This is a genomic window from Klebsiella sp. GB_Kp056, from assembly GCF_040064755.1.
Classification (GTDB): Bacteria; Pseudomonadota; Gammaproteobacteria; order Enterobacterales; family Enterobacteriaceae; genus Klebsiella; species Klebsiella quasipneumoniae.
The window spans coordinates 13288-30131 of record NZ_JBEAJA010000037.1 but is presented as its reverse complement, the minus strand read 5'-3'; the positions used below and the strand labels follow the sequence as shown (position 1 = coordinate 30131).

Below are 16844 nucleotides of genomic sequence, written 5' to 3'. Positions count from 1 at the left end.
AGATGTTAAAATTGACCAATATCAATTAAGGCCTGAGCAGACATATGATCCCTGAGAAGCGAATTATTCGACGCATTCAGTCTGGCGGTTGTGCTATCCATTGTCAGGATTGCAGTATCAGCCAGCTCTGCATCCCCTTTACTCTGAACGAGCATGAGCTTGATCAGCTGGATAATATTATCGAGCGGAAAAAGCCCATCCAGAAAGGTCAAACCTTGTTCAAAGCGGGTGATGAGCTGAAATCGTTGTACGCCATTCGCTCCGGGACTATCAAAAGCTATACCATCACCGAGCAAGGCGATGAGCAGATTACCGGCTTCCATCTGGCGGGCGATCTGGTGGGCTTCGACGCCATCGGCACCGGCCTGCACCCGAGCTTCGCCCAGGCGCTGGAAACCTCGATGGTGTGCGAGATCCCCTTTGAAACCCTCGACGATCTTTCCGGAAAAATGCCGAATCTGCGTCAGCAGATGATGCGCCTGATGAGCGGTGAGATCAAAGGCGACCAGGATATGATCCTGCTGCTTTCAAAAAAGAACGCCGAAGAACGCCTGGCCGCGTTTATCTATAACCTGTCCCGCCGTTTCGCGCAGCGCGGTTTCTCTCCCCGCGAGTTCCGACTGACCATGACCCGCGGCGACATTGGCAACTATCTCGGCCTCACCGTCGAAACCATCAGCCGTCTGCTGGGGCGTTTCCAGAAGAGCGGCATGCTGGCGGTGAAAGGCAAATACATCACCATTGAAAACGGCGACCTGCTGGCCCAGCTGGCCGGTCAGGCGCGTAACGTCGCTTAATCTCCGCGCAACACCTGGTCAGGATCGGCATTTTTTTCAGATTTGTTGATCTGACCAGGCTCCTCCCCTGTTTCAATTCATCCATATAGGTTATCTTTTTAATAACTGACGGTAGCTGCAGTTGTAAGGAGACCCTGTATGGCGAAGTATCAGAGCATGCTGGTAGTAATCGATCCTAACCAGGACGACCAGCCGGCGCTAAGGCGAGCGGTGTACCTGCACCAACGGATTGGTGGACGCATCAAAGCCTTTTTGCCGATCTATGATTTTTCTTATGAAATGACCACCCTGCTGTCGCCGGACGAACGGACGGCGATGCGTCAGGGCGTCATTGCCCAACGAACGGCCTGGATCCGCGAGCAGGCGAAATTCTATCTTGAATCCGGTGTGCCGATTGACGTGAAAGTGGTGTGGCACAACCGCCCCTTCGAAGCCATTATTCAGGAAGTGATCAGTGAGAAACACGACCTGCTGCTGAAGATGGCCCACCAGCACGACAAGCTGGAAGCGGTGATCTTCACCCCGACCGACTGGCATCTGCTGCGTAAGTGCCCCTGCCCGGTCTGGATGGTGAAAGATCAGCCGTGGCCGGAAGGCGGTAAAGCGCTGGTCGCCGTCAATCTGGCCAGTGAAGAGAATTATCACAACACCCTCAACGAGAAGCTGGTTCGCGAGACGCTGTCGCTGGCGGAAGAAGTCAACCATACTGAAGTACACCTTATCGGCGCCTATCCGGTCACCCCGATCAATATCGCGATTGAGCTGCCGGATTTCGATCCCAGCGTCTACAACGACGCCATTCGCGGTCAGCATCTGCTGGCGATGAAAGCGCTGCGGCAGAAGTTTGGCATTGACGAGAAATTCACCCATGTGGAAAAAGGGTTGCCTGAGGAGGTGATCCCGGATCTCGCCGAGCATCTGCAGGCGGGGATCGTGGTGCTGGGTACGGTCGGACGCACCGGCCTCTCCGCGGCGTTCCTTGGTAATACCGCGGAGCAGGTCGTCGACCACCTGCGCTGCGATCTGCTGGTGCTTAAACCAGAGGCCTATCAGACGCCGGTGGAACTGGACGACGACGACGACGATTAACCTTCCCTCCCGGAACGTTCACCTTCCCCCGCCTCGCGGGGGATTTTTTTGCCCGCTTTCCCTCAGGCACAAAAAAGGGCCGCTTGCGGCCCCGTCATTGCATGGCGAGCATGAACGACTCAGTGGATACCCAGACGCCAGGCCAGATCGATCTCTTCTTTCAGCTCCAGCGAGGAGAGCGCCATCAGGTCAGCAAACTCCAGCTCCAGCAGTTTAAGTTTTTTCAGATACTGCGCTGGGGTCATGACGGTGGTGTCGCGGCGTAAGAATTCGATGGCCATCTGCGTTGGGGTTAACTCGGTATCCATAATATCCTCTGTCTGATGTAAGAACCGGAACATTATATCACCTCTCGCCGCTTATTTTATGAACAATTCCTGGCATCCTTCTGCATATAAAAAAGCCGTCTCACAGGAGACGGCTTATAAACAAACGTTGTAAAACAATAATGTTACATTACAGCGCTTTCAGGATCGCATCGACGCTGGCTTTGGCATCGCCAAACAGCATATGGGTGTTCTCTTTAAAGAACAGCGGGTTCTGTACGCCGGCGTAACCGGTGTTCATCGAACGCTTAAAGACCACCACGTTCTGCGCTTTCCACACCTCAAGCACCGGCATACCAGCAATCGGGCTCTTCGGATCGTCCTGCGCCGCCGGGTTGACGGTATCGTTAGCGCCAATGACCAGCACGGTGTCGGTGTCGCTGAAATCATCGTTGATCTCATCCATCTCCAGCACGATGTCGTAAGGCACCTTGGCCTCCGCCAGCAGGACGTTCATATGCCCCGGCAGACGGCCGGCGACCGGGTGAATGCCAAAGCGCACCTTAATGCCGCGCGCCCGCAGCTTCTCGGTGATCTCGGCTACAGGATACTGCGCCTGGGCCACCGCCATACCATAGCCCGGGGTGATGATGACCGAGTGCGAATTTTTCAGCATCTCCGCCGTCTCTTCGGCGCTAATTTCGCGGTGCTCGCCCACTTCTTCATCGCCGCCGCTGGAGGAACCATCGGTGCCGAAGCCGCCAGCGATCACGCTGATAAAGGAGCGGTTCATCGCCTTACACATAATGTAAGAGAGGATGGCACCGGAAGAGCCCACCAGCGCGCCGGTGACGATCAGCAGGTCATTGCTCAGCATAAAGCCCGCCGCCGCCGCCGCCCAGCCCGAGTAGGAGTTGAGCATAGAGACCACCACCGGCATGTCCGCGCCGCCGATAGAGGCCACCAGGTGCCAGCCGAAGGCCAGCGCGATCGCGGTCATCACCAGCAGGCACAGGACCTGGGTGCCGGTGCTATCGGAGCGCACGAAAATCACCATCAGTACGAAGGAGACCACCAGCGCCGCCAGGTTCAGCTTATGGCGATTAGGCAGCATCAGCGGTTTGGAGGAGATCTTGCCGCGCAGTTTACCAAACGCCACCACCGAACCGGTGAAGGTCACCGCGCCGATGAAGATGCCGAGGAACACTTCGGTCAAATGGATATTGACCAGAATCTGCTCCATACCGGTTTCATGCTGCAGGTAGCTGTTAAACCCTACCAGCACCGCCGCCAGGCCCACGAAGCTGTGCAGGATGGCCACCAGCTCCGGCATCTCGGTCATTTCGACCTTCTTCGCCAGACGAATACCGATGGCCCCGCCGATCACCATCGCGAGGATAATCCAGCCGACGTTGCCGGCGTCCGGCCCCAGAATGGTGGCGATCAGAGCGATGGCCATCCCGGCGATGCCGAAATAGTTGCCCTGCTGCGAGGTTTCGTGTTTCGACAGACCCGCCAGGCTGAAAATAAACAGGATTGCAGCAACAATGTATGCAGCTGTAACTAATCCACCAGACATGTGCTACCCCTTATCCTTTGCGAAACATTTTCAGCATGCGCTGAGTCACGGTAAAACCACCGAAAATATTAATGCTGGCGATCAGTACCGCGATAAAGCTCAGGAAGCTGACCCAGCCGCCGTGGCCTATCTGCAACAATGCGCCAACCACGATAATGCCCGAAATGGCGTTCGTCACCGACATCAGCGGCGTATGCAGGGCATGGGAGACATTCCATACCACGTAGTAACCCACCACGCAGGCCAGCGCGAAGACGGTGAAATGGCCGAGGAACTCTTTAGGCGCCACGTTGGCCAGCCAGCCGAAGAGAATAATCGCCAGCGCGATCAGCGCATATTTGCGCCACGGCGACGCCGGTTTGACCTCTTCTTTCGGCGCTTCCACTTTTTTCGCCGCGGCCTGCGGCTGAGCGGAGACCTGAATCGGCGGCGCCGGCCAGGTGATTTCGCCTTCGCGCACCACGGTCACGCCGCGCACCACCACGTCATCGAAATCGATAACGATATTGCCGTCTTTCTCTTTGCACAGCAGCTTCAGCAGGTTCACCAGGTTAGTGCCGTAGAGCTGGGAGGACTGGGTCGGCAGACGGCCTGGGAGGTCGGTATAACCGATAATTTTCACGCCGTTGGCGGTGGTCACCACTTCGCCCGGCACGGTGTACTCGCAGTTGCCGCCGTTTTGCGAGGCGAGATCGACCACCACGCTGCCCGACTTCATTGAGTCAACCATTTCCCGGGTGATCAGCTTCGGCGCCGGTTTGCCCGGTATTAACGCCGTGGTGACGATAATATCGACCTCTTTCGCCTGGGCGGCGAACAGCGCCATTTCGGCTTTGATAAAGGCTTCGGACATCACCTTGGCATAGCCGTCGCCGCTGCCCGCTTCCTCTTTAAAATCCAGCTCGAGGAACTCGGCGCCCATACTCTGCACCTGCTCCTTCACTTCCGGGCGGGTATCGAAGGCGCGGACAATCGCGCCCAGGCTGTTGGCGGCGCCAATCGCCGCCAGTCCGGCCACCCCGGCGCCGATAACCATCACCTTGGCGGGCGGAACTTTGCCTGCCGCCGTGATCTGCCCGGTAAAGAAACGACCGAATTCATGGGCCGCTTCAACGATAGCGCGGTACCCGGCGATATTGGCCATTGAGCTGAGCGCATCCAGCGACTGGGCGCGTGAGATACGCGGCACCGAATCCATCGCCATCACGTTGATATTACGGGCCGCCAGTTTTTCCATCAGCTGCGGGTTTTGCGCCGGCCAGATAAAGCTAATCAGCGTGGTTCCTGGGTTTAACAGGGCAATTTCATCGTCATTCGGGGCATTGACCTTGAGGATGACATCAGACTGCCACACCTCGTCGCCGGTCACGATTTCAGCCCCTGCCTGGACAAAGGCCTCATCGTCAAAGCTGGCCAGCTTCCCGGCGCCGCTTTCTACCGCGACGCTAAAGCCGAGTTTGAGCAACTGCTCAACGGTCTTCGGCGTGGCGGCGGCCCGGGTCTCCTGGGCTAGCCTTTCTTGTGGTACACCAATACGCATAGTTTTCCCTTCCATCGGTTTTTGATGATGGTTTACTTTTCTGACCAACAGCGACAGGACGGCAAAATCATCCTCGCCATCTTTCGCTGTCTGCAAAATGAAACAGTAACAAACTTTTTATAACCTACTGAAAATAGCGATTGTGATCTACAGCGATAAAACAGAAATTTTGATTTTATTGCTTATTGTCAGCACAGATGGTTCCGGGCAGCAATATTTACCTGAATTTGCCTCTCAGGCCTGATAATCCGCTTATCCAGTGGTATAAAACGCCATTTATCGCCATTGAGATCATTGTATTAACATTACATTAACTAATAAAAGTGGTATCGATTATCGTTTTTGCTGGTCAAGCGGCTGTTTTTTCAACATATCGAAAAATGTTATCTTTCCGTAGTATACGATTCGGGCGGCACGCAAAAAATGACGCAGACAGTCACGGCGATTAAATGCAATAATCAAACGTTTTCAGTCAACAACAACACCAGTATATGGTTTGCGCAAGGCAAAGGATTATTTTTATGAAGCTTAAAAACACCCTCCTGGCGTCTGCTCTCCTGACAACCGCCACGTTGTCTGCCCACGCAGCGACCGAGTTGACCCCGGAGCAGGCGGCTGCGCTGAAGCCCTACGATCGCGTTGTCGTCACCGGCCGCTTTAATGCCATTGGCGACGCGGTGCAAGCGGTATCGCGCAAAGCTGACAAAGACGGCGCGGCCTCATTCTATGTTGTCGACACGTCGGATTACGGCAATGGCGGCAACTGGCGCGTCACGGCTGACCTCTATAAAGACGACGCGCCGAAAGCGGATGCGCCGAAAAATCGCATCATCAATGGCGTGATGGAGCTGCCGAAAGATCAGGCCGTTGAGCTGATGCCTTACGACACCGTCACCGTCCAGGGCTTCTATCGCAGCCAGCCGGAAGTGAACGACGCCATCACCAAAGCGGCGAAAGCGAAAGGCGCCTATGCGTTCTTCATCGTCCGCCAGGTCGACGCCAACCAGGGCGGCAACCAGCGTATTACCGCCTATATCTACAAAAAAGATGCGGAGAAACGCGTTCTGCAGAGCCCGGACGCTATCCCGGCTGATTCTGAAGCCGGCCGCGCGGCGCTGGCCAAAGGCGGCGAAGCGGCGAAAAACGTCGAAATCCCGGGCGTCGCCACCACCGCGGCGGTTGGCTCCGGCACCGGCGTAGGTCGTTTCTTCGAGACCCAGTCGTCAAAAGGCGGACGTTACACTGTCACGCTGCCGGACGGCACCAAAGTTGAAGAAGTGAACAAAGTGACTGCGGCGCAAATGGTGCCGTTCGATAACATCAAGTTCACCGGCAACTACGGCAACATGACCGAGATCTCCTATCAGACGGCAAAGCGCGCGGCGAAGAAAGGGGCGAAGTACTATCACATTACCCGCCAGTGGCAGGAACGCGGCGGCAACATCACCATCAGCGCCGATTTGTACAAATAATCGCTGCTGACTGGCTAAAAAGGCGGCGCATTGCCGCCTTTTCATTTTTTTTCATCCCCCGCCATTGCATGGCCCCCGGACACTCCGTAAAATCCCGCGCCTTAGCGCAATCCTCCATTTTTATGCGATTTCGCAAAATAAATATTCTGGAACAGCCATTTTCACCTCGGGAATGCAATGGAAAAGAAACTGGGCCTGAGCGCCCTGACCGCCCTGGTCCTCAGCTCAATGCTCGGCGCTGGCGTATTCAGTTTGCCGCAAAATATGGCGGCCGTGGCCAGCCCTTCCGCTCTGCTCATCGGCTGGGCGATTACCGGCGTCGGGATCCTTTTCCTCGCCTTCGCGATGCTGCTGTTGACCCGTATTCGTCCCGACCTCGACGGCGGGATCTTCACCTACGCCCGCGAAGGGTTCGGCGAGCTGATCGGCTTCTGTTCCGCCTGGGGCTACTGGCTGTGCGCGGTGATCGCCAATGTCTCCTATCTGGTGATCGTCTTTTCGGCGCTCAGTTTCTTCACCGATACCCCTGAGCTGCGCCTGTTTGGCGATGGCAACACCTGGCAGTCTATCGTTGGCGCTTCAGTTCTGCTGTGGGTGGTCCACTTCCTGGTCCTGCGTGGCGTGCAGACGGCGGCGGGGATTAACCTGGTCGCCACCCTCGCCAAGCTGTTGCCGCTGGGGGCGTTTGTCGCCCTCGCCGCCCTGGCCTTTCAGCTGGATACGTTCCGCCTCGATTTCAGCGGCCTGGCGCTGGGCGTACCGGTGTGGGAGCAGGTTAAAAACACGATGCTGATCACTCTGTGGGTGTTTATCGGCGTCGAGGGCGCGGTGGTGGTCTCCGCCCGCGCGCGACACAAGCGGGACGTTGGCCGCGCGACGCTGCTGGCGGTGCTTTCGGCCCTCGCGGTGTATCTGCTGGTCACCCTGCTGTCGCTGGGCGTGGTGCCGCGTAGCGAACTGGCCGAAATGCGCAACCCGTCGATGGCGGGACTGATGGTCAGACTGATGGGCTCGTGGGGTGAAATTGTGATTGCCGCCGGGCTTATCGTGTCGGTGTGTGGCGCCTATCTCAGCTGGACGATCATGGCTGCCGAAGTGCCTTACCTCGCCGCCACTCACAAAGCCTTCCCGCGCCTGTTCGCCCGCCAGAACCGCAACAACGCCCCCTCCGCTTCGCTGTGGCTGACCAATATCAGCGTTCAGGCGTCGCTGGTCCTCATCTGGCTGACCGGTTCGGACTACGGCACCCTGCTGACCATCGCCTCAGAGATGATCCTCGTGCCCTATCTGCTGGTCGGCGCCTTTTTGCTCAAAATCGCCACCCGTCCGCTGCATAAAGCGGTGGGTATCGGCGCCTGTATTTATGGCTTATGGTTATTATACGCGTCGGGACCTGTGCATTTGCTGTTGTCGGTGGTACTTTACGCTCCGGGTCTTCTGGTCTTTTTGTACGCCCGACGTACGCACCAGCACGATCGTTCGCTCAAACGCCGCGAATTGGCGCTAATTGGTTTATTGCTGGTTGCCGCTGTGCCGGCAACGTGGATGCTGGTGGGGTAAGCGGTCGCCCTGCCGCAGAAATCAAAGGAGATACCCATGGCTGAACAACAGCCCCGCCCGGTTCTGATCACAGGAGGAGGCCGCCGCATCGGCCTCGCGCTGGCGCACCATTTTCTGCAGCAACACCAGCCGGTGATCGTCAGCTATCGCACGCCCTATCCGGCGATCGAAGACCTGCGCGAAGCGGGCGCCCTCTGTCTGCAGGCCGACTTCAGCAGCGATGACGGCATTCTGACCTTTGCCGAAGCGGTTAAATCGCATACCAGCGGCCTGCGGGCCATCATCCACAACGCCAGCGACTGGATGGCGGAGAAGCCGGGCGTACCGCTCAGCACGGTGATCAACCGCATGATGCAGATCCACGTCCATGCCCCCTATCTGCTCAACCACGCGCTGGAGGAGCTCCTGCGCGGCCACGGCCATGCCGCCAGCGACATTATCCATATCACCGATTACGTGGTGGAGCGCGGGAGCGATAAACATATCGCCTACGCCGCCAGCAAGGCCGCGCTGGACAACATGACCCGCTCCTTTGCCCGCAAGCTGGCCCCGGAGATCAAAGTCAACGCCATTGCGCCGTCGCTGATCATGTTCAATGAAGGTGACGACGAGGCTTATCGTCAGCAGGCGCTGGATAAGTCGCTGATGAAAATCGCCCCGGGCGAGAAAGAGATCAGCGACCTTATCGACTATCTGTTTACCAGCCGCTACGTGACCGGCCGGTCATTCGCCGTCGACGGCGGTCGCCCTCTGCGTTAGTGGAAGCGGCTCCAGCCAACAATCAACAGCCACGCGCACAGCCCCCAGCACCCCACTGCGCCTGCCAGCGCCAACGGCAGGCGCATGATCCCGGTGAAGTACCACAGCGACAGCAGATAGATAAAATAGGGAACGATCGACCACATACCGAACACGATAGTGGTGCGCAGGGCTTCAATACCGCGCTCGCTGGCGACAATATAGTGGGCGATGAGCGCAAAGGTGGGAAACAGCGGAACAAGTCCGGCGATGGCGTAGTTTTTGGTTTTCGCCAGCACGCCAATCAGCACCACCACCAGCGCGCCCAGCAGCCCTTTGATTAACAGCCCCATGTCCTTATGCCTTAACAATGAATCAACAAGTTAGCGCAGCATAGCGGAATTAGCGCTGTTTATAAAAGAGGAATGGCGGGTAAAATAGGCGCGGTGTATGTTACTTCTTTTACTGATGTGCAATAGACATGAATAAAATCGTTTTTGTTGAGGATGACCCTGAGGTAGGGGCGCTGATCGCCGCCTATCTCGGCAAGCATGATATGGATGTGGTGGTCGAGCCTCGCGGCGACCGCGCAGAGGAAGTGATCGCGCGGGAGAAACCGGACCTCGTGCTCCTGGACATTATGCTGCCCGGCAAGGACGGAATGACGCTCTGTCGCGATCTGCGTGGGCAATGGCAAGGGCCGATTGTCCTGCTGACCTCGCTCGACAGCGATATGAACCATATCCTCTCCCTGGAGATGGGCGCCAGCGATTATATCCTGAAGACCACCCCGCCGGCGGTGCTGCTGGCGCGACTGCGTCTGCATTTGCGCCAGCATATCGCCCCGGCGGGAGCAGGCGCGCCTGCGACGCTCACCCCGCACAAGACCATCTCCTTTGGCTCACTGACCATTGACCCGGTCAACCGCCAGGTGCTGCTCGGCGGAGAAAGCGTCGCCCTGTCTACCGCCGATTTCGACCTGCTGTGGGAGCTGGCTACCCACGCCGGGCAGATTATGGACCGCGACGCCCTGCTGAAAAATTTACGCGGCGTCACCTACGACGGGATGGATCGCAGCGTCGACGTCGCCATCTCGCGCCTGCGCAAAAAACTGCTCGATAACGCCACAGAACCCTACCGGATTAAGACGGTACGCAATAAAGGCTACCTCTTCGCCCCCCACGCCTGGGACAACTGAGCGGTCCTTCTGCGGCCCTGAAAGGGGCCCGTTTACCGCCTGTTCCCCGGCGGCATGCGCATCGCGTTTCCGCCGCCTTCGTGCTGGCTGGCCGCCGCCAGTTTGTCATATTGAGTAAATCAATATGTTTCGCCGTACAGAAGCCCATCACATAACCCCTCAATATGATTGTGCTCAAGGACTTACCGTTATCAGAATGGCATAAAGCCTGAAAACACAGGACTTTTGCATGATGAAATACGTTGTACTTTTGGCACTTACCCTCTTCACGTCACTCTCTGGCTGGGCTTTTTCCCTCGACAACGCCGATATCCGGCTCCTCTGTCCACAGCGCGGGCAAATTAAGGTGCTCCTCCACCGCTATCAACATACCCAGCAATCCTGGGGAGATCACCATTTCGAAACCGGCGGCGGATACGTGCGCCAGGGGCCGCTGCTGGTGATCCCGTTTGCTAACCTTGATCAGATGATTTACCACCAGACCACCGGCGAATTTGCTTACTGGTATGCCGAAGCAAAACAGCTGGTGCGCTGTCGACTGCTGAGCCTGGCCACCCTCTATCCGGTGGATATCCCCTACTATCGCGAGTAGCGCCCAGCGGCGCGCAGATGACACTGGAGACAATCCTTGCCTAATGCAGAGGTAAGCTCGCAATAAGTGACACTGTCACATTTTCAACGACGTCGCTCCCCCGGCTGGCTATTGTCAGGGGACATAAACCCTGCTTTGATAGCGTATCGGTTACTCCCGCGCGGGCCTCGGCTCGCCCCGGTAAACCCGAGACGTTTCCGCCTCGCCGGGCAGATGGTCCCGAGGCGCCGGCAGGTTTCTCTTTTTGACTATGCGGTAATGTAATGAAAAAGCTGTTCGTGCAGTTCTACCTTCTGCTCTTCGTCTGCTTTCTGGTGATGACCATGCTGGTGGGCCTGGTCTATAAATTTACCGCTGAACGCGCCGGCCGGCAGTCGCTTGACGATCTGATGAAAAGCTCACTGTATCTGATGCGCAGCGAGCTGCGGGAAATTCCGCCTCGCGACTGGAGCAAAACGCTGAAAGAACTGGATCTTAATCTGTCGTTCGACCTGCACATCGAGCCGATGAGCAAATTCAAATTGTCGGAAAGCTCGATGCAGCACCTGCGCGCCGGGGATATCGTCGCGCTCGACGACCAGTACACCTTTATCCAGCGCATCCCCCGCAGCCACTATGTGTTATCCGTGGGCCCGGTGCCCTATCTCTATTTTCTGCATGAAATGCGTCTCCTGGACGTAGCGCTGATGGCGTTTATCGCTATCTCGCTAGCCTTCCCGGTGTTTATCTGGATGCGTCCGCACTGGCAGGACATGCTGCGCATTGAGACCGCCGCCCAGCGCTTTGGCGAAGGCCACCTCAGCGAGCGTATTCATTTTGACAGCATGTCCAGCTTTGAGCGGCTCGGGGTGGCCTTCAACCAGATGGCCGACAACATTAACGCCCTCATTGCCAGTAAAAAGCAGCTGATTGACGGCATCGCCCATGAGCTCAGGACGCCGCTGGTGCGCCTGCGCTACCGTCTGGAGATGAGCGAAAACCTCACCGAGGCGGAATCGCAGGCGCTGAACCGCGATATCGGCCAGCTGGAGGCGCTCATAGAAGAGCTCCTGACCTACGCCCGTCTCGACCGCCCGCAGACGGAGCTCAGCCTGACCACCCCCGATTTCCCCGCCTGGATCAGCGACCACGTCGAGGATATCCAGATGGTCAACCCGCAGCGCGAAGTCGGCCTGGCGACGCTGACCCGCGGCAACTATGGCGCGCTGGATATGCGGTTGATGGAGCGGGTGCTGGATAATCTGGTGAACAACGCCCTGCGCTACAGCGGTCAGCGGGTGGCGGTCAGCCTGACCCTGCAGGGTTCCCGCGCGTCGTTGCAGGTCGACGATGACGGCCCGGGCATTGCCCCCGAGGAGCGCGAGCGGGTGTTCGAACCTTTTGTTCGTCTTGACCCCAGCCGCGATCGGGCGACCGGAGGCTGCGGCCTCGGCCTGGCCATTGTCCACAGTATCGCCCAGGCGATGGGGGGCGACGTTCGCTGCGAGGCCAGTCCACTCGGCGGCGCCCGCTTCTGCTTTAGCTGGCCGGTCTATCATCAGTTGCCCGATTTTACCTCTGCCTGAATAAAACTTGCGCAGAGGCCGCGGGCTGGCTATGCTGGAAAAATCGAATAGTATGTTGTAACTAAGGTGAAGGCGATGGCCAGCTACGACCTCGTTGAACGTCTGAATGATACCTTTCGCCAGATCGAGCTGGAGCTGCAGGCGCTACGCCAGGCGTTAGCGACCTGCCGGCTGCTGGCGGGCCGGGTGTTTGAGCTGCCGGCGATCAGTAAGGATGCCGAGCACGACCCGCTGGCGAACATTACGGTCGTCCAGCACACTGGCGAGGCGGCGCTGGATCTCGCCCTGCGCCACTACGGCCATCTGTTTATCCAGCAGCAGTCGGAAACCCGCAGCAGCAAAGCCGCCGTCCGCCTGCCGGGCGCTATCTGTCTACAGGTCACCGCCGCGGAACAGCAGGTGCTGCTGGCGCGCATTCAGCAGATTAACGCCCTGAAGGCCACCTTCGAGAAAATCGTCACTGTCGACGCTGGCCTGCCCCCCACCGCCCGCTTTGAGTGGGTGCATCGCCATCTGCCTGGGTTAATCACCCTCAGCGCCTATCGCACGCTAACGCCCCTCCTCGACCCGAGCACTATCCGCTTCGGCTGGGCCAATAAACACGTGATCAAAAATCTGACCCGCGACCAGGTGTTGATGATGCTGGAAAAAAGCCTGCAATCGCCGCGGGCGGTGCCGCCCTGGACCCGCGAGCAGTGGCAGAGCAAACTGGAAAGGGAGTATCAGGATATCGCCGCCCTGCCGCAGCGGGCGCGGCTAAAAATCAAACGGCCGGTGAAAGTGCAGCCGATTGCCCGCGTCTGGTATGCCAGCGAGCAGAAACAGGTGCAGTACGCCTGCCCCAGCCCGCTGATCGCCCTGATGTCCGGTAGCCAGGGGGTCAGCGTGCCGGATATTGGCGAATTGCTCAACTACGATGCCGACAATGTGCAATACCGCTACAAACCGGAGGCGCAGGCGCTGAGATTACTGATCCCTCGTCTGCACCTCTGGCTGGCTAGCGAGTAGCCAGGCTGCCGACCATCTGTTCCGGGCGCACCCAGCTATCGAATTCGGCTTCCGTCAGGTAGCCCAGCGCCAGCGCCGAAGCCTTCAGGGTCAGCCCCTCATGGTGCGCTTTTTTGGCGATCTCCGCCGCTTTATCATAGCCGATATGGGTATTCAGCGCGGTCACCAGCATCAGCGACTCGTTGAGCAGCTGGGTGATCCGCTCACGATTCGGCTCAATCCCCACCGCACAGTGCTCGTTAAAGCTCGCCATGCCGTCCGCCAGCAGACGCACCGACTGCAGGAAGTTGTGAATGACCATCGGCCGATAGACGTTGAGCTCAAAGTTACCCGAGGCGCCGCCGATATTCACCGCCACGTCGTTACCCATCACCTGGCAGCAGACCATGGTCAGGGCCTCGCACTGCGTCGGGTTGACCTTACCGGGCATAATCGATGACCCAGGTTCGTTTTCCGGGATGGCGATTTCGCCAATCCCGCAGCGCGGCCCGGAGGCCAGCCAGCGGACATCGTTAGCGATTTTCATCAGCGAGGCCGCCAGACCTTTCAGCGCGCCGTGGGCATGGACCAGGGCATCGACAGTGGCCAGCGCTTCGAATTTATTCGGCGCGGTGACAAACGGCTGTCCACTGAGCGAGGCCAGCTCGGCCGCCACCCGCACGGCATATTCCGGATGCGTATTCAGCCCGGTCCCCACCGCCGTCCCGCCCAGCGCCAGCTCGGCAAGGTGCGGCTGGCTGGCTTCAAGATGCTTCAGGCTATGGTCCAGCATCGCCACCCAGCCGGAGATTTCCTGGCCTAAGGTGAGCGGCGTGGCGTCCTGCAGATGGGTGCGACCGATCTTCACGATATCCCTGAAGGCCACCGCCTTTTCGTTGAGCGTGGCCCGCAGCGCCTGCAGCGACGGGAGCAATTTTTCCCGCAGGGCGACCAGCGCCGCGACGTGCATGGCGGTGGGAAACACATCGTTCGAGCTCTGGCTTTTATTGACATCGTCATTGGGGTGGATTTTTCGCGCCATCCCCCGCTCACCGCCGAGCAGCTCACTGGCGCGGTTAGCCAGCACCTCGTTCATATTCATATTGCTCTGGGTGCCGGAACCGGTCTGCCAGATAGCCAGCGGGAACTCCTGGGGATGTTTTCCGGCCAGCACTTCGTCAGCGGCGGCGACGATCGCCCCGGCTTTCTCCGCCGTCAGCAGGCCAAGATCCTGATTGACCTTCGCCGCCGCCCGCTTGGTCAGCGCGAGGGCATATATCAGTTCCCCGGGCATTTTTTCGGTCGAGATGCGGAAATGCTCCAGCGAACGCTGGGTCTGGGCGCCCCAGAGTTTATCGGCCGGGACGTCGATGGCGCCCATCGAGTCTTTTTCACTGCGATGCGTTGTCATTACTTTCTCCTTGGATGAAAAGTGCGTCATAGCGACAAAGCTCACCTGCTTAAAAGAGTAAGTATTGGCCAGATTGATAAGTTGTTTTGGTGGTTCGTGCCGCAAAGCGGCATAAAAAAGCCGCCCCGAAGGGCGGCCCGGACGGCTGACAACATGCCATCTTCAGCGATTGCCCGGCGGCGCTGCGCTGGCGCGGGCCGACAGGGAATGGCATAACCGGTTGATATTGCTGTTTTCGTAGGCCGGGTAAGGCGAAAGCCGCCACCCGGCAGAAGGCGCGCACGATAACGAAAACAGGTTTGTCATCGGTCAGAGCCGCCCCGAAGGGCGGCCAGGTTTATTTCACGCAGCGGGCGCACTGCGACGTCTGGATCTGCTGGAAGAAGTCGTTGCCTTTATCATCGACGAGGATAAACGCCGGGAAGTCTTCCACTTCGATTTTCCAGATCGCCTCCATCCCCAGCTCCGGATACGCCACGCACTCCAGGCTGCGGATGCTCTGCTGAGCCAGTACCGCCGCCGGGCCGCCGATGCTGCCGAGGTAGAAACCGCCGTGCTTGTGGCAGGCGTCGGTGACCTGCTGGCTGCGGTTGCCTTTCGCCAGCATGATCTTACTCGCGCCGTGAGACTGCAGCAGATCGACGTAAGAGTCCATGCGGCCTGCGGTGGTCGGGCCGAGGGAGCCGGAGGCGTAACCGTCCGGCGTCTTGGCTGGGCCGGCGTAGTAGATCGGGTGATCTTTCACGTACTGCGGCAGTTCCTCGCCGTTATCGATAAGCTCTTTCAGCTTGGCGTGGGCGATGTCGCGGGCGACGATAATGGTGCCGCTCAGCGACAGACGGGTGGAGACCGGGTACTGCGACAGCAGCGCCAGGATCTCGCTCATCGGCTGGTTAAGGTTCACCTTCACCGCTTCGCCTTCGCCGGCCTGGCGCAAATGCTCAGGGATATATTTCCCCGGATTGCTCTCCAGCTTCTCGAGCCAGATGCCGTCGCGGTTGATTTTGGCTTTGATGTTGCGGTCGGCGGAACAGGAAACCCCCATCCCTACCGGACAGGAGGCGCCGTGGCGCGGCAGGCGGATCACCCGGATATCGTGGGCGAAGTATTTGCCGCCGAACTGCGCGCCGAGGCCGAGGTTTTGCGCCTCCACCAGCAGCTCCTGCTCCAGCTGAATGTCGCGGAACGCCTGGCCGTGCTCATTACCTTCGGTCGGCAGACCGTCGTAATATTTGGTGGACGCCAGCTTGACGGTCTTCAGCGTCGCTTCCGCCGAGGTACCGCCGATGACAAAGGCGATGTGGTACGGCGGGCAGGCAGCGGTACCAAGGGTACGCATCTTCTCCACCAGATAGTTTTTCAGCTTCGCCGGGGTGATCAGCGCTTTGGTTTCCTGGTAGAGATAGGTTTTGTTCGCCGAGCCGCCGCCTTTGGCGATACAGAGGAATTTGTACTCATCGCCATCGGTAGCATAGAGGTCGATCTGCGCCGGCAGGTTGGTGCCGGTGTTGACCTCTTTATACATATCCAGCGGGGCGTTCTGCGAATAGCGCAGGTTGTCCTGGATGTAGGTGTTGTATACCCCCTGCGCCAGCGCGGCTTCGTCGCCGCCGCCGGTCCAGACGCGCTGGCCTTTTTTACCCATGATGATGGCGGTGCCGGTGTCCTGGCAGGTAGGTAGAATGCCTTTGGCGGCGATATCGGAGTTGCGCAGGAACTGCAGGGCGACGTATTTGTCGTTTTCGCTGGCTTCCGGGTCGTTAAGGATATCCGCTACCTGCTGCTGATGGGCCGGGCGAAGCATAAAGGAGGCGTCGTGGAAGGCATGTTGCGCCAGAAGGGTCAGCGCCTGAGGGTCAACTTTTAGCACTTCCTGGCCGGCAAATTCGGCGACGGAGACGTAATCACTGCTGAGGAGATAATACTCGGTGTCATCCTTTTTGAGGGGAAAAGGATCCTGGTAAACAAACGGTTTATTCGACATTGTACTCTCACTTACTGCTTTGGCTGATTATGTTTCAGGCAGGGACTCCATGTGCCTGTAGAAAAG

15 protein-coding genes are annotated in these 16844 nt (G+C 58.3%); 9 read left to right on the top strand and 6 right to left on the bottom strand.

The features are described 5' to 3' along the window. Window positions 1-44: 44 nt before the first annotated feature. Window positions 45-797 (top strand): fumarate/nitrate reduction transcriptional regulator Fnr, encoded by a 753-nt coding sequence (gene fnr, locus ABLV52_RS04670; RefSeq protein WP_004887031.1) that lies wholly within the window; start codon window positions 45-47, stop codon window positions 795-797. A 138-nt stretch (window positions 798-935) separates the two neighbouring features. After that, window positions 936-1886, top strand: a complete 951-nt coding sequence (gene uspE, locus ABLV52_RS04665) for a universal stress protein UspE (protein WP_004887033.1) — start codon at window positions 936-938, stop codon at window positions 1884-1886. Window positions 1887-2005: 119 nt separating this feature from the next. On the opposite strand, the gene ABLV52_RS04660 is transcribed toward uspE, so the two are convergent. The 3 genes from ABLV52_RS04660 to pntA all read right to left on the bottom strand — a co-directional run bounded on the left by ABLV52_RS04660 (window position 2006) and on the right by pntA (window position 5271). Continuing rightward, window positions 2006-2194 (bottom strand): YdiH family protein, encoded by a 189-nt coding sequence (locus ABLV52_RS04660; protein ID WP_004887037.1) that lies wholly within the window; start codon window positions 2192-2194, stop codon window positions 2006-2008. Window positions 2195-2342: 148 nt separating this feature from the next. Next, complete coding sequence (gene pntB, locus ABLV52_RS04655) at window positions 2343-3731, bottom strand: Re/Si-specific NAD(P)(+) transhydrogenase subunit beta (RefSeq protein ID WP_023289505.1); 1389 nt, start codon at window positions 3729-3731, stop codon at window positions 2343-2345. Between the two features lie 10 nt (window positions 3732-3741). Continuing rightward, window positions 3742-5271, bottom strand: coding sequence for a Re/Si-specific NAD(P)(+) transhydrogenase subunit alpha (gene pntA, locus ABLV52_RS04650; RefSeq protein WP_064157569.1), 1530 nt, complete (start codon window positions 5269-5271; stop codon window positions 3742-3744). A gap of 521 nt (window positions 5272-5792) precedes the next feature. On the opposite strand from pntA, the gene ydgH reads away from it, so the two are divergent. The 3 genes from ydgH to folM all read left to right on the top strand — a co-directional run bounded on the left by ydgH (window position 5793) and on the right by folM (window position 9062). Beyond that, window positions 5793-6743 (top strand): DUF1471 family protein YdgH, encoded by a 951-nt coding sequence (ydgH, locus tag ABLV52_RS04645; RefSeq protein ID WP_004887044.1) that lies wholly within the window; start codon window positions 5793-5795, stop codon window positions 6741-6743. Window positions 6744-6920: 177 nt separating this feature from the next. Continuing rightward, complete coding sequence (locus ABLV52_RS04640; protein ID WP_044522700.1) at window positions 6921-8303, top strand: amino acid permease; 1383 nt, start codon at window positions 6921-6923, stop codon at window positions 8301-8303. Between the two features lie 36 nt (window positions 8304-8339). Then, on the top strand, window positions 8340-9062 hold the full coding sequence (gene folM, locus ABLV52_RS04635) for a dihydromonapterin reductase (RefSeq protein WP_032452696.1): 723 nt from the start codon (window positions 8340-8342) through the stop codon (window positions 9060-9062). Here folM and ABLV52_RS04630 read toward each other — a convergent pair. Then, window positions 9059-9394 (bottom strand): GlpM family protein, encoded by a 336-nt coding sequence (locus tag ABLV52_RS04630; RefSeq protein WP_023289501.1) that lies wholly within the window; start codon window positions 9392-9394, stop codon window positions 9059-9061. The two genes, folM and ABLV52_RS04630, sit on opposite strands and share 4 nt — an antisense overlap. Window positions 9395-9522: 128 nt before the next feature. Between ABLV52_RS04630 and rstA the strand changes: the two genes are divergently transcribed. From rstA to tus, 4 genes are all read left to right on the top strand, one after another. Then, window positions 9523-10239, top strand: a complete 717-nt coding sequence (gene rstA / locus ABLV52_RS04625) for a two-component system response regulator RstA (RefSeq protein WP_023289500.1) — start codon at window positions 9523-9525, stop codon at window positions 10237-10239. A gap of 229 nt (window positions 10240-10468) precedes the next feature. Further along, window positions 10469-10831 carry a hypothetical protein gene (locus tag ABLV52_RS04620; protein ID WP_023289499.1) on the top strand — a complete coding sequence of 121 codons (363 nt, stop codon included), beginning with the start codon at window positions 10469-10471 and terminating at the stop codon, window positions 10829-10831. Between the two features lie 263 nt (window positions 10832-11094). Further along, window positions 11095-12396, top strand: a complete 1302-nt coding sequence (rstB, locus tag ABLV52_RS04615) for a two-component system sensor histidine kinase RstB (RefSeq protein ID WP_032452694.1) — start codon at window positions 11095-11097, stop codon at window positions 12394-12396. Window positions 12397-12471: 75 nt separating this feature from the next. Continuing rightward, window positions 12472-13404: a DNA replication terminus site-binding protein gene (gene tus, locus ABLV52_RS04610; RefSeq protein WP_032452693.1), complete on the top strand. Its 933-nt coding sequence runs from the start codon at window positions 12472-12474 to the stop codon at window positions 13402-13404. Here tus and fumC read toward each other — a convergent pair. Further along, window positions 13394-14794 carry a class II fumarate hydratase gene (gene fumC / locus ABLV52_RS04605; protein ID WP_023289496.1) on the bottom strand — a complete coding sequence of 467 codons (1401 nt, stop codon included), beginning with the start codon at window positions 14792-14794 and terminating at the stop codon, window positions 13394-13396. The genes tus and fumC overlap by 11 nt on opposite strands. Window positions 14795-15131: 337 nt before the next feature. Continuing rightward, window positions 15132-16778, bottom strand: coding sequence for a class I fumarate hydratase FumA (fumA, locus tag ABLV52_RS04600; protein WP_172740459.1), 1647 nt, complete (start codon window positions 16776-16778; stop codon window positions 15132-15134). Window positions 16779-16844: the final 66 nt, after the last annotated feature.

Coding starts and splice junctions, on each gene's coding strand:
- fnr (WP_004887031.1), top strand. CDS start 45: ATGATCCCTGAGAAGCGAATTATTCGACGCATTCAGTCTGGCGGTTGT.
- uspE (WP_004887033.1), top strand. CDS start 936: ATGGCGAAGTATCAGAGCATGCTGGTAGTAATCGATCCTAACCAGGAC.
- ABLV52_RS04660 (WP_004887037.1), bottom strand. CDS start 2,194: ATGGATACCGAGTTAACCCCAACGCAGATGGCCATCGAATTCTTACGC.
- pntB (WP_023289505.1), bottom strand. CDS start 3,731: ATGTCTGGTGGATTAGTTACAGCTGCATACATTGTTGCTGCAATCCTG.
- pntA (WP_064157569.1), bottom strand. CDS start 5,271: ATGCGTATTGGTGTACCACAAGAAAGGCTAGCCCAGGAGACCCGGGCC.
- ydgH (WP_004887044.1), top strand. CDS start 5,793: ATGAAGCTTAAAAACACCCTCCTGGCGTCTGCTCTCCTGACAACCGCC.
- ABLV52_RS04640 (WP_044522700.1), top strand. CDS start 6,921: ATGGAAAAGAAACTGGGCCTGAGCGCCCTGACCGCCCTGGTCCTCAGC.
- folM (WP_032452696.1), top strand. CDS start 8,340: ATGGCTGAACAACAGCCCCGCCCGGTTCTGATCACAGGAGGAGGCCGC.
- ABLV52_RS04630 (WP_023289501.1), bottom strand. CDS start 9,394: ATGGGGCTGTTAATCAAAGGGCTGCTGGGCGCGCTGGTGGTGGTGCTG.
- rstA (WP_023289500.1), top strand. CDS start 9,523: ATGAATAAAATCGTTTTTGTTGAGGATGACCCTGAGGTAGGGGCGCTG.
- ABLV52_RS04620 (WP_023289499.1), top strand. CDS start 10,469: ATGATGAAATACGTTGTACTTTTGGCACTTACCCTCTTCACGTCACTC.
- rstB (WP_032452694.1), top strand. CDS start 11,095: ATGAAAAAGCTGTTCGTGCAGTTCTACCTTCTGCTCTTCGTCTGCTTT.
- tus (WP_032452693.1), top strand. CDS start 12,472: ATGGCCAGCTACGACCTCGTTGAACGTCTGAATGATACCTTTCGCCAG.
- fumC (WP_023289496.1), bottom strand. CDS start 14,794: ATGACAACGCATCGCAGTGAAAAAGACTCGATGGGCGCCATCGACGTC.
- fumA (WP_172740459.1), bottom strand. CDS start 16,778: ATGTCGAATAAACCGTTTGTTTACCAGGATCCTTTTCCCCTCAAAAAG.